General features: G+C 36.8%; 10 protein-coding genes. 9 read left to right on the top strand and 1 reads right to left on the bottom strand.

The genetic code is table 11. From position 1 onward, the window contains the following. The first annotated feature begins 66 nt into the window (after positions 1 to 66). Positions 67 to 1,191, top strand: coding sequence for a sialidase family protein (locus tag BM084_RS00840; RefSeq protein ID WP_093302080.1), 1,125 nt, complete (start codon positions 67 to 69; stop codon positions 1,189 to 1,191). Between the two features lie 212 nt (positions 1,192 to 1,403). After that, positions 1,404 to 2,201 (top strand): 3-keto-disaccharide hydrolase, encoded by a 798-nt coding sequence (locus BM084_RS00845; protein WP_093302081.1) that lies wholly within the window; start codon positions 1,404 to 1,406, stop codon positions 2,199 to 2,201. A gap of 4 nt (positions 2,202 to 2,205) precedes the next feature. Here BM084_RS00845 and BM084_RS00850 read toward each other — a convergent pair whose 3' ends face one another. After that, positions 2,206 to 2,913, bottom strand: coding sequence for a FadR/GntR family transcriptional regulator (locus BM084_RS00850; RefSeq protein WP_075326319.1), 708 nt, complete (start codon positions 2,911 to 2,913; stop codon positions 2,206 to 2,208). Positions 2,914 to 3,027: 114 nt separating this feature from the next. On the opposite strand from BM084_RS00850, the gene BM084_RS00855 reads away from it, so the two are divergent. The 7 genes from BM084_RS00855 (at position 3,028) to BM084_RS00885 (ending at position 12,986) form a co-directional block, all read left to right on the top strand. Beyond that, positions 3,028 to 4,182 carry a n-acyl-d-glucosamine 2-epimerase gene (locus BM084_RS00855; protein ID WP_093302083.1) on the top strand — a complete coding sequence of 385 codons (1,155 nt, stop codon included), beginning with the start codon at positions 3,028 to 3,030 and terminating at the stop codon, positions 4,180 to 4,182. A 114-nt stretch (positions 4,183 to 4,296) separates the two neighbouring features. Then, the gene (locus BM084_RS00860; protein WP_093302086.1) at positions 4,297 to 5,973 is read left to right on the top strand and encodes a beta-N-acetylhexosaminidase; all 1,677 of its coding nucleotides are present in this window, start codon (positions 4,297 to 4,299) and stop codon (positions 5,971 to 5,973) included. Between the two features lie 2 nt (positions 5,974 to 5,975). Continuing rightward, positions 5,976 to 6,902 carry a hydroxypyruvate isomerase family protein gene (locus BM084_RS00865; protein ID WP_093302088.1) on the top strand — a complete coding sequence of 309 codons (927 nt, stop codon included), beginning with the start codon at positions 5,976 to 5,978 and terminating at the stop codon, positions 6,900 to 6,902. Between the two features lie 3 nt (positions 6,903 to 6,905). Next, positions 6,906 to 7,883, top strand: coding sequence for a formylglycine-generating enzyme family protein (locus tag BM084_RS00870; protein ID WP_093302091.1), 978 nt, complete (start codon positions 6,906 to 6,908; stop codon positions 7,881 to 7,883). A 16-nt stretch (positions 7,884 to 7,899) separates the two neighbouring features. Further along, entirely contained in the window at positions 7,900 to 9,243 is a 1,344-nt protein-coding gene (locus BM084_RS00875) for a Gfo/Idh/MocA family protein (RefSeq protein WP_093302452.1), read from the top strand. A 194-nt stretch (positions 9,244 to 9,437) separates the two neighbouring features. Then, the gene (locus BM084_RS00880; RefSeq protein ID WP_177195634.1) at positions 9,438 to 11,468 is read left to right on the top strand and encodes a family 20 glycosylhydrolase; all 2,031 of its coding nucleotides are present in this window, start codon (positions 9,438 to 9,440) and stop codon (positions 11,466 to 11,468) included. 3 nt (positions 11,469 to 11,471) lie between these two features. Beyond that, entirely contained in the window at positions 11,472 to 12,986 is a 1,515-nt protein-coding gene (locus BM084_RS00885; protein ID WP_093302096.1) for a sialate O-acetylesterase, read from the top strand. The last annotated feature ends 126 nt before the right edge of the window (positions 12,987 to 13,112 follow it).

Here is a 13,112-nt window from a genome sequence, read left to right on the forward strand (position 1 = left end):
AGTTAGTTAGTTAGCTGAAAAGGCCGCACTTGCGGCCTTTTTTAAAATTTAATTAAATTAAAAATTATGAAAAAAATTGTATTACTAATAGTGCTCGGTGCTTTTTTGCAAGGTTGCAATGATAACGCTAAAGAAAAAGAAGCCAAAATAGAAGAAATTAATGAGCCTGAAACACAGGAGTTAGTGTTTGAAGATCTTTTTAATGCAGAAGCTAAAGAGAATATTGCCTGTTATCGTATCCCTTCTTTGATAACTGCTCCTAATGGAGATCTTATAGCTGCAATAGATGAGAGAGTACCTTCTTGTGCTGATTTAAGAGGGAGCAAAGATATAAATATTGTACAGCGTAGAAGTACCGATAATGGTAGAACCTGGAGCGAAATTGAAACAGTAGTTGACTTTCCCGAGGGAGAATCTGCATCAGACCCTTCTATGATTGTTGATGAAGAGACAGAAGAAATTTTTATGTTCTATAACTTTATGGATCTTGACAATGAAGCGAATATCTATTATCTACATGTAGTTTCGAGTAAAGACAACGGCAAAACCTGGACAGAACCCCGCGATATTACTACGGAAATTGCTAAGGATGAATGGCATAAAGATTTTAAATTCATTACTTCTGGACGTGGAACACAAACAAGCTCTGGGAGGCTACTGCATACCCTTGTAAACCTGGATAATGGTCTACATTTATTTGGTAGTGATGACCACGGAGAAAACTGGTTTTTAATCGACACCCCAATTCAGCCTGCTGATGAATCTAAGGTTATTGAGCTTGCCGATGGAAGATATATGATTAATGCTCGAGTGAATACAGGTGAAGGACATCGATATGTACATATTTCTGATGATAAGGGAGAAAGTTGGGAAACCCGTCCCGAAACTAAATTAACCGACCCAGGAAATAATGCAAGTATTATTCGGTATACTCGTGAAGATAAGAACGAAAAAGATATACTGCTTTTTTCAAATTCCAATGATGCCGAGAAAAGAAAAAACCTAAGCGTTCGTATAAGTTATGACGAAGGAGAAACCTGGAGTGAAGGAAAAACTATATATCCTGGATCTGCAGCCTATTCTGATCTTACGGTTTTAGAGAATGGTGATATAGGTGTGTTTTTTGAAGCCGATGGCTATTCCAGGAATCTTTTTACAAGCTTTTCTTTAGAATGGTTGACTGATAAATAAAAACAATAACCAAAATACTTTCAATTATCCAGACTTGGTATTCTTTAATAATTTCACAGGTTTCCTTGATTAATTACAGTTGATTTAATTTAGCCAGTTGTGAATACCGAGATCTGGATTTTTTACAATACTAAATCAAAATTCCGCCCGGGAATTTTGATTTTGGTGTTTTTAAACTATTTTAACACCTAATTTTCCTATTTAATATTCAGATGAAATATAATATTATTAAATTCTTTTGTTGTTCCGCTAGCATTTTAATTTTGGTTTCTTGTAAAGTAATTACTTTAAAAAGTGAAAAAGATGATGGTTGGGAATATTTATTCAATGGAAAAAATCTGGATAACTGGATAGTAAAAATTCACAAACATGAATTGGGTGATAATTATCAAAACACTTTTCAGGTTAGAGATGGAGTTATTCAGGTAAATTATAAGGGATACGAACGTTTTAACGAAAGATACGGTCATCTTTTTTATGGGAAGCCATTTTCAAATTATCACTTAAAATTTGAATATCGTTTTACTGAAGAATGGATGGAAGATGCGCCAGGATACACCTTTCGTAACAGTGGAGTGATGTTTCATTCTCAGGATCCTAAAACAATTTTAAAAAATCAGGATTGGCCAATTTCAGTTGAATATCAAATGCTGGCAGATGCCGGTGACGGCAATCCACGCCCAACGGGAAATATGTGTTCCCCGGGCACTGAAGTTTTTTTTGAGGGAGAAATGGATCCACGGCATTGTATTAGTTCCTCTTCAGATACTTACTTATGGAACGAATGGGTGCAAGCTGAATTGATAGTTCAGGATAGTCTTGTTATCCACAAAGTGAATGGTAAAACGGTATTGAAATATACAAAACCTCAAATTGGTGGTGGTACCACTGAAGGTTATGATCCGGAAATAAAACAAGATGGAAAACTTTTAACCCAGGGATACATTGGTCTCCAGGCCGAAGGGCAAGGAGTTGAATTTCGGGATATTAAAATTAAGCGACTTGAATAAAAATTTATTTTTCTTTAAAAATAGAATCAAAATGAGGTTCTAAGTGATGACGCATGGCATTTCTAAATGTTTCTGGTGTTCCAATTTTGATATTATCCATTAACATTCGGTGAGTAACAAAATGTCCTGAAGAATATCGATGTTTAAAATCTTGCGGAGTGTTTTTTAAATGAACATATTCAAAAACGGGTAATAATAATTGCTGAAAGCCTTGGAGGGTTTTATTATTTGAAATTTGGTAAAGTTTCCCGTGAAAAGCTATTTCCTTATCAAGACTAAAATGGCTTTGATCTGACTCCTGTTCCTCTTCCTTTACAACAATCTCTTCCAGATCATCTAAATCTTTTTGGGTTTTTCTTTCAAAAAGAAAATCTGCCATTCCCATTTCTAAGATTAAACGCAGTTCAAAAAGATTCTTTAATATACCGGTGCCCAAAAGCGTGGGATCTAAAATACGAGCAAAATTATTTATAATATCTGGTTCAGTAAGAACCATGCCTCTATGTTTTTTTGACTCCACCAATCCAAGGGTTCTTAGCCTTAGTAATGCCTCCCTTATAACCGTACGACTAACTCCCAGTGATTCAGAAAACTCAAGTTCTTTGGGAATTGGATCTCCGGGTTTTAAATTGTTATTTTTAAAAAATTCTAAGAGTCGAATTTCAACTTTATCAACCAGAGAAAGTGTATCAATAGGTTTTATGTTCTTCATAGTCATGCAAATATTCCAAAAAAGCTAAGAAATAAAAATAATTTATAAAATATCAGATAATAGAGGATAAAGATATAACTAATTTTTATATTCGTATTATGTTATACATATAATATGAATTCAACTATATATAAAAAAGCACTTTTAGAAGATGTTATTCCTTTTTGGAGCAACTTTTCAATCGATAAGACACATGGAGGTTATTTTTCGTGCTTAACCCAGGAAGGCCAGGTGTATGATACTGATAAATTTGTCTGGTTGCAGGGAAGGCAGGCCTGGATGTATTCGTTTCTTTTCAATAATGTAGATCAAAAAAAGGAATGGCTTGACATTGCTAAAAACGGGATTGACTTTTTGCGCACTCATGGCATGGATAAAAATGGTAACTTTTATTTTTCCCTTTCCCGTGAAGGGAAACCTCTTATTGCTCCCTATAATATTTTTTCCGATTGTTTTGCAACGATGGCTTTCGGGCAATATGCAAAAGCCAGTGGAGATAAAGAGATTGAAGCACTGGCTCGTAAAACCTACTATAATATTCTAGATAGAAAGGAAAATCCAAAAGGTAAATACGATAAAACTACGGGTAACCGGCCCCTTAGAAATTTTTCCCTTCCAATGATTTTATCCAATCTTGTTTTGGAACTGGAATCGGTCTTACCAAAAGAAGAGGTTGATCTGCGGCTGGAACACAGCATAACGGAAGTGATGGAGGTGTTTCTTCAGGACGATGGACTAATTTATGAAAACTTAAATCCGGACGGTTCATTTTCAGATAGTTTTGAAGGTCGTCTTATTAACCCAGGCCACGGTATTGAAGCAATGTGGTTCATGATGGATATTGCAGAAAGAAAGAATGATAAAAAATTGTTGGATGAAGCGGTCCAGGTTGTTTTAAATACCTTAGAATTTGGCTGGGATAAGCAATACGGCGGAATTTTTTACTTTCTTGATATTAAAGGTTATCCACCCCAGCAGTTAGAATGGGATCAAAAACTTTGGTGGGTACACCTGGAAGCCCTTGTGGCGCTCTCAAAAGCCTATAGTTTAACCAAAAACCAGGAAGTATGGGAGTGGTATAAAAAAGTCCATGAATATGCGTGGAGTAAATTTTCCGACGAAAAGAATGGCGAGTGGTTTGGCTATTTAAATAGGCAGGGTGAACCACACCTTAGTTTAAAAGGAGGGAAATGGAAAGGTTGTTTTCATGTGCCTCGTGCTATGTATCAATGCTGGCAGGCTTTCGAAAAAATTGAAAATTCTCATTAATTAAAGGTGATTTTATTTTTAAAGATATCGAAAGTTAAAAATTATGAAGTATAAATTTTTAATTTTCGATATGATAATTATATTTATGCAAAATTTATATATAGAAAGTTAATTATGAAAAAATTTACTGCCTTCTTAATTTTAGCAGCCACTCTTATCTCCTGTGATCAATCCAAATCTTACGATGAATTTGCACAAGTTGAAAATAAAAAGCAAGATTATGCTATAATTCCGCTTCCACAAAAAATGGAAACTTCAAATGGGATTTTTGTTATAGACGAGAATACTCAAATACAGGCAAGTGAAGAATTAAGTCAGGAAGCTGAATTTCTTGCGGATTATATTGGGGAAATTGCCGGTTTTACCCCAGCAATTAAATCTGATAGAGATGAAGTGGAAAGAAGCATTAGTCTTAAAATTTCAATTGATTTTGATCAGGATGAAGCCTATAATTTAAAGATTACACACGAAAAGGTTGTAGTTGAAGGAGCTTCAGCTAAAGGTGTTTTTTATGGGATCCAAACGCTAAAACAACTTCTTCCTTTAAAATCTAAATTTCAAAATGAATCTGCAACAATCAGTATTCCTGCCGTAGCTATTTCAGATGCACCAGCATTTAATTATCGTGGCATGCATTTAGATGTGGCCCGACATATATTTCCGGTAGCGTTCATTAAAAAATATATAGATCTAATAGCAATCCATAAAATGAACACTTTCCACTGGCATTTAACCGAAGATCAGGGGTGGAGAATCGAAATTAAACAATATCCTAAACTTACCGAGATTGGCTCTATTAGGAAAGAAACGATGATAGAAAAGAATTTTGATCCATATAAAGGTGATGGCAAAGAATATGGGGGATATTACACGCAAGAAGAAGTAAAAGATATCGTGGAGTATGCTGCCAAAAGACATGTAACTGTTATACCTGAAATAGAATTGCCGGGCCACTCTCGCGCAGTTTTGGCTGCCTATCCAGAATTAGGTAATAATACAGGCCCCTATGAAGTGGCTACAAAATGGGGGGTGTTTGACGAAATATTGGCACCAAAAGAAGAAACTTTTGAATTCCTGGAAAATGTTTTAACCGAGGTTATGGAATTATTCCCAAGTGAATATATTCATATTGGTGGAGATGAAGCACCAAAAACAGAATGGGAAAAAAGTACCCAGGCACAGGAAGTTATAAAACGAGAGGGGCTAAAAGATGAACACGAATTGCAAAGCTATTTTATTAGGCGAATTGAGAAATTTCTAAATAAAAATGGCCGTCAAATAATTGGTTGGGACGAGATTCTTGAGGGAGGCCTTGCTCCTAATGCCACGGTAATGTCCTGGAGAGGTAACCAGGGTGGGATTGAAGCTGCTAAACAAAAGCATAATGTAGTGATGACTCCAAATACTCATTTGTATTTTGACCATTATCAAGCCAATCCTGAAAATGAACCTCTGGCAATTGGCGGCAATTCTACTGTTGAACATGTATATTCTTTTGATCCCGTTCCTGAAGAATTATCAACTGAGGAAGCAAAGTATATTATGGGAGCGCAAGCCAATGTTTGGACTGAATATATGAAAGATTCAGATTACGTAGAGTATATGATTTTACCGAGAATGACTGCTTTATCTGAGGTAGTTTGGACCTATCCTGAAGAACGTAATTGGGAAGAATTTAAAAGCAGGCTAACCGAATTTAAAAAACACTACGACGAAATGGATTTAAATTATGCCACACATGTTTTTGAAGATTCTCAATCAATTAAAAATGAACCTACAGCAGCTAAATAATAATGAATAGAAGAACCTTTGTTAAGCAAAATATAGCAGCATCTGCTTTGGCAGGTTTGGCGCCGGTAGGAGCTTTTGCCGCTAATTTCAATGAAAATACTTTTTTAAATGAGGATAATTTTAATCTTGATTATGCCCCTCACCTGGGAATGTTTCGTAGCCACGCAGGAGAAGATCCCATAGATCAGCTTAATTTTATGGCTGATCAGGGTTTTAAGGCTTTTGAGGATAATGGAATGAAAGGTAGGGCCGTAGCGTTACAGGAAGAAATGGCTGCGACAATGACCAAAAGAAATATACGCATGGGTGTTTTTGTAGCCCATACTATTTACTGGACTGAGCCTAACTTAGCTAGTGGAAATAAAGACTTGCAAAATGAATTTCTAAAAGAGATAAGGGAATCGGTAGAGGTTGCAAAACGCGTTAATGCTAAATGGATGACAGTGGTGCCCGGTTATGTGGATCAACGTCTAAATATGCAATATCAAACTGCAAATGTAATTGAATCTCTAAGGCGCGCTGCCGATATTTTAGAACCCCACGGACTTACAATGGTTTTGGAGCCTCTTAATTTTAGAGATCATCCTGGTTTATTTTTGAGCGAATCCCCCCAGGCCTATCAAATTTGTAAAGCGGTAGATAGTCCGTCCTGCAAAATACTTTTTGATATTTATCATCAGCAAATACAAGAAGGGAACCTAATTCCTAATATTGAGGCCAGTTGGGATGAGATAGCATACTTTCAGGTAGGCGATAACCCGGGAAGAAATGAACCCACTACCGGTGAGATCAATTATAAAAATGTATTTAAATATATCCATTCAAAAGGTTTCGACGGGATAGTAGGTATGGAACATGGGAACTCCCTGCAGGGAAAAAAGGGCGAAATCGCCGTAATAGAAGCATATAAACAAAGTGACGATTTTTAAAAAATGAGATATATAAAATTTTTTGTTACCTGTCTAACTTTGGCTTCTGTTGAATTTTACGGCCAGGACAAGTTAGAAAATTATGTTCAGGAATTTTCAGGTACAGATCTAGAGATTAAAATGATTGCTATTCCTGGCGGGGAATTTCAAATGGGTAGTTCGCTAGAAGAATTTGGTCATTATGAAGATGAAGCACCGTTACATAAGGTACAGATTGATCCTTTTTGGATGGCATCTCACGAAATTACATGGAAGCTTTTTAAGCTCTACCTGGAGCGTCCGTTAAATGATTTGCCATTAGAGAATAAGGCTAAGGATGTAACTATTAAAGTTGATGCTATTTCAGGTGCTACTGTGCCTTATGTAGATATGAGTTTGGGAATGGGAACAGGCGATGGTATGCCGGTAGTGAATATAACATATCTGGCCGCGCAAAAATTCTGTAAATGGCTTTCAGCAAAAACAGGATATTTTTATCGCTTACCCACTGAGGCAGAATGGGAATATGCTGCCAGGGCTGGGAATCAATCTGCTTACCATTTTGGCGACAATCCTGACGATTTAGATGAATATGCCTGGTTTTATGAAAATAGTGACGGTCATTATCATGCCGTGGGTTCAAAGAAACCAAACCAATGGGGACTTTATGATATGCACGGAAATGTTGCGGAGTGGACTTTAGATGCTTATAGCGCTGATACTTATAAGAACAGGGAGGATCTGACCCCTAATCCTTTTGCAGTACCAGAAAATGAATATCCTCATAGTGTGAGGGGAGGCTCTTATTATGATGATGCTGAATACTTAAGAAGTGCTGCTCGTTTGGGATCCAGTGAGAACTGGAAAATGCGCGACCCTCAATTTCCCAAAAGTAAATGGTGGAATACCGATGCTCAATTTGTGGGATTTAGGATTGTAAGAGATCCCAATCCGCCAACAGAAACAGATTATGAAAAATATTGGGGGCCAATTACTCCTTGATTTAAAACTTTTAAAAATGAAAAAAACAGAACCAATTAAGCCAGAAATTATAAAAAATTCACGGAGAACGTTTTGTAAAACTACAGCGCTTTTTACCGCCGGAATGATGATACCTGCTATGGAAATGAATGCTATGTACAATGTTTTTAACGACAAAAAGCTGAAACTGGCTGTGGTAGGATGCGGAGGTCGCGGCACAGGTGCTGTAAATCAAGCTCTAAAAGCCGACGAAAATGTACAGTTGGTTGCTATGGCAGATGCTTTTGAAGACAGACTACTTAGTAGCTTGGACCAGTTGGAAAATGAGTTTGCTGGGTCTAATAAAGTAAGGGTTAAAGAAAAAAATCGGTTCACCGGTTTTGATGCTTATAAAAAAGCTATTGATCTGGCAGATGTAGTAATACTTACGACACCACCGGGTTTTAGACCCTACCATTTTGAATATGCCATTAATGCGGGGAAACATGTATTTATGGAAAAACCTGTGGCTACAGATGTACCAGGAATTAGAAAAGTTTTGGATTCAGCAAAAATTGCTAAAGAAAAGAAGTTGAACGTTGTTGTTGGTTTACAAAGAAGATACCAGAATAATTATATAAATATTGCTGAAAAAATTCAAAAGGGAGAAGTTGGAAAAATTCTTTCAGGGCAGGTGTATTGGAATAGTAGTGGGGTGTGGGTAAACCCCAGACAGCCAAACCAAACCGAAATGGAATACCAAATGCGTAACTGGTATTACTTTAATTGGCTTTGTGGTGATCATATTTTAGAACAACACATTCATAATATTGATGTTGCGAATTGGTTTATAGGTGAGTATCCTGTTTCGGCTCAGGGAATGGGCGGTCGGCAAGTGCGTACAGGACCCGAGCACGGAGAGATCTTCGATCATCATTTTGTTGAATTTAAATATCCCGGTGGGGCCGTAATTTCTAGCCAGTGCAGGCATCAACCCGGAACAATGTCAAAAGTAGGAGAGGGGTTTCAGGCCACCAAAGGTATTGTTGAAACCAATGATGCAGGTGTTGCAAAATTAGTAGATTTAGAGGGCAACGATATTTTTAAATATCGAGGTCGGAATGATCCCAACCCTTATCAGGAAGAACATAACCAATTGTTTAAATCCATTCGAAACGGCGAGGTTATAAGCGATGCTGAGAATGGAGCTAAAAGTACAATGACTGCGATCATGGGCCGAATGGCTACATATTCAGGGCAGGTAATCAGTTGTGATGAAGCACTTCAATCTAACCTGGAATTGGTTCCTGAAAATCTAAGCTGGGATTCCACACCACCTGTAATGCCAAATTCTGATGGGCATTACCCAATACCTACCCCAGGAAAAACAAAAGTTATGTAATTTTTGTCGTCACACTTTAAGTTGATTACAATTTTTTTCCTATTAACTTTAAAATCTATCATTATATATTAATCCAGTTTTAGAATTCAAATGAGTTTTAAAACTGGATCTTTCTAAGATTGAAAATTTTTTCCTTCAATTGAAAGCCCTTATTATATTTTTATATATCATACATAATACAATTTACTATGGCAATGAGAAAACTAGAGATATTCGCAGTCCTTCTTTTGTATATTATAAGCTTTACAACAACTGCTCAGGAAGAATTCAAAAGTAATTTAAGTGTGGAAGAACTTAAGGAAGCACCCGTAAAACTAATGCCCTACCCAAAGGAAGTTTCATGGGGGGAGAAACCAATAGACTTTAAGCAAGTTGAGATTAATAACTTTAACTTTTTACATCCATCGGTAAAAAGTGAATTGGAACAATTGCTGTTTAAAGCCGGCGTTAAAACTAGTAAGAACAATAAGAATAAGATTAAATTTAAGAAAATTGATAGTTTAACCCGGGAGGCCTATACCCTTGAAATCACTTCCGATGAAATTAAAATTGGAGCTTCCTCTGATGCTGGTTTTTTTTACGCGTTAAAAACATTAGAACAGATTGTTGATGGGAAGAAAGGTTTTTATGCTGTAAAAATCTGGGATGAACCCGCGTTTGAGTTGCGGGGTTATATGATTGATACGGGCCGGAATTTTCAACCTATTGAAACTCTAAAGAATCATTTGGATATACTGGCAAATTATAAATTGAATACTTTCCACTGGCATTTAACAGATTATCCTGCCTGGCGTATAGAAAGTAAAAAATATCCAGAACTTAATGCAGCTGAAAATCATAGGCCTACACGGGATCCTGGACTATTCTATACTTATAATGAAATTCGTGAAGTAATTAACTATGCTAATGAATTGCAAATTCAGGTTATTCCAGAAATAGACATGCCTGGCCATAGCGATTCGTTTACAACGGCTACCGGCCATAGAATGGAATCGGAAGAAGGAATAAAGATTTTAGAAGACGTTTTATATGAATTTTTTGAGGAAATTCCGAAAGAAATGGCACCTATAATACACCTGGGCTCTGATGAAGTTGATGTTCCCGACCCTGAAGGTTTTATGAATCGAATGCTCCATATAATTGAATCAAATAATACATCGGCCGTAATTTGGGATCCAGGTTTACCGGCAAACGATAGAGTAATTCGCCAAACCTGGCGACCAGAACATGAGATCGAAAAAATGGACCAATCTGGTTTAAGGGGTATTGATTCTCAAAATTCCTATATCAATAACAGCGAACCAATGCTACAAATTCCGAGACTATTGTTTAAACCTATTGGACAGGATAGCAATCACAAGATAATAGGTGGAATCATCGCGCTTTGGCCTGATGTAAACCTTGATGAACCTTTTGATGCGGTGAGACATAATCCATTATACCCTTCACTATTAACCTATGCCTGGACAACCTGGACAGCCGATATTACAGAAACTTCCTCAAAATTTATAACCAGAGTACCACCAAAGAATAGTAAAGCTCATGATTATTTTTCTGCTTTTGAAGATTTCCTAATGTATCATAAAAACACCTATTTTAAAGGTCAACCTTTCCAATATGTAAAGCAGGCCGATACCGAATGGAAACTTATTGGTCCTTTTGAAGACAAGGAAACCCTGGGCGAAATAAAAGATTCATATTCAATTAATGATAGTATTCTTCAATGGAAAAATGCTACAGGAAATACAGTTTATATCCGGGACCGGTTTAAACAGGGTGGATTTTATCCCAAAGCGAAGCCCGGCGAAACTTATTTCGCTCATACCTATATTTATGCCGACGAAGCTAAGAATATACCCGTATGGATTGGTTTTGAAACCCCTTTTCGTAGTAATCGGGCTTATACTGGAATTCCTGAAGTAGGGGAATGGGATGTAAGTGGAGGCACGATTTGGGTAAATGAAAAGGAAATTCCCGCTCCCAATTGGAAAAATCCCGGGTGGAAACCTGAAAAGACCAGTGGTTGGGGAAGTAAAGGTGACCAGGAAGTGCCCTGGAAAGATGAAGAATTATATTGGACACGAGAACCAGCAAAAATTTCGTTAAAAGAGGGTTGGAATGAAGTTTTGATCCGTGTTCCGGGAAGTAGCGATTATCAAAATTGGATGTTTAGTTTCGCACCGTTGGAGCAGGAAGGAATTAGGTTTTCAACTTCAAAAAATTAACCTATGAGATGCTTATTACTAACCTTTGTTTTACTACTCGCTTTTAGACCTATGCATTCGCAAATAACCTTTGCTGATATATTTACTGATAATATGGTACTCCAGCGGGACCAACCCATTAGAATTTGGGGAATTGCTCCCCCCCAATCTAAAATTTCAATTTATTTTCAGAATAAAGTTGAATCTGTTGTCACAGATGTTAAGGGCAATTGGGAGGTAGTGTTTGATGAGCAGCCTGCCAACTCTAATCCTCAGGAACTAATTTTGAAATCACCCCAGCAAACAATTACCTTAAATAATCTACTAATAGGGGATGTGTGGCTCTTACTGGGTCAATCTAATATGGAATGGCCTATGAGTGGGGAGATGCATTTTGAAGAGGAGTTAAAAGATGCCAATAACAAACAACTCAGGTTTTATAACCCTAAGTATATAGGAAAGAACATTTATGGGAAGGCCTATAATCAAGACGAAAGAAAAAAATTGGCTGGGGGAGAATTATTCTATGATAAAAAATGGGAGGAAAGCGATACTTCTACTTTTAAAGCTATGAGTGCTATAGGATACTATTTTGGGAAACAAATTTCAAATAAAAAAGGGATTCCGGTAGGCCTTATCAATTTATCTATTGGCGGTGCACCCCTGGAAACATTTATAGCATTAGAAACTTTAAAAAAGAATAAAAAATTTTCTAAGAAAACGGGTTCAAACTGGCTTTATAATGCACATCTACCCGATTGGATAAGGGAAAGAGGTCGGGAGAATATCAACGGAAATCAAGTAGAAAATAACTCCAATGGACCAAATCATGGTTATAAACCTGGTTTCGCATTCAGCACAGGTATTGCGCCTATTTTAAAAATGCCAATTAAAGGTATTCTTTGGTATCAAGGCGAAAGTAACGCCCAGGAAAAGGAGCGTGTAGAAGAATATCCTGAGCTGCAAAAACTTATGATACAGGATTATCGAAAAAAATGGGAGAACCCTAATTTACCTTTTTATTGGGTTCAGTTGTCTTCAATTGATACCATAAATTATGACTCTCACTTTTGGCCTGAATTTAGGGACGGGCAGCGTAGATTACTGGAGGAAATGAAGAATGTGGGAATGGCCGTGAGTAGTGATATTGGTGCCCGTCACGACGTCCACCCACGAAATAAAAAAGCTGTGGGCAATAGACTTGCGCGATGGGCTTTAAACCAAGAATATGGGCAAGATGTTTTAGTTTCTGGTCCCTTACCAAAGAGTGCTATTTATAAAAATGATAGTATAATAGTGGATTTTGAATACATTGGGAATGGCTTAAGCGTTTCCAATAGCAAATCTTTGAGAGGATTTTCCCTTAATGGAAAAACGGAAGCAGCGGCAAAATTAAAAGGAGATAAAGTATTTATTAAAACTTCAGAAAAACCTAAATTTATTTACTATAACTGGCAGCCCTGGGCTACCGGGAATTTGATTAATTCGGAAGGCTTGCCGGCTTCAACATTTAAGATGGAAGTTATGAAACGTGATTAATCAAAATCAAATATCCGGAACAAGGAATTTATCTTAAACACGCTTATTTTTACCTAAGTATATTGATCGCTGTATATTTTGGTTTTTTGTACCTAAAAATGGTAGATTCACATTTACTAAAATTCC

The organism is Salegentibacter agarivorans, from assembly GCF_900113135.1.
GTDB classification, from domain to species: domain Bacteria; phylum Bacteroidota; class Bacteroidia; order Flavobacteriales; family Flavobacteriaceae; genus Salegentibacter; species Salegentibacter agarivorans.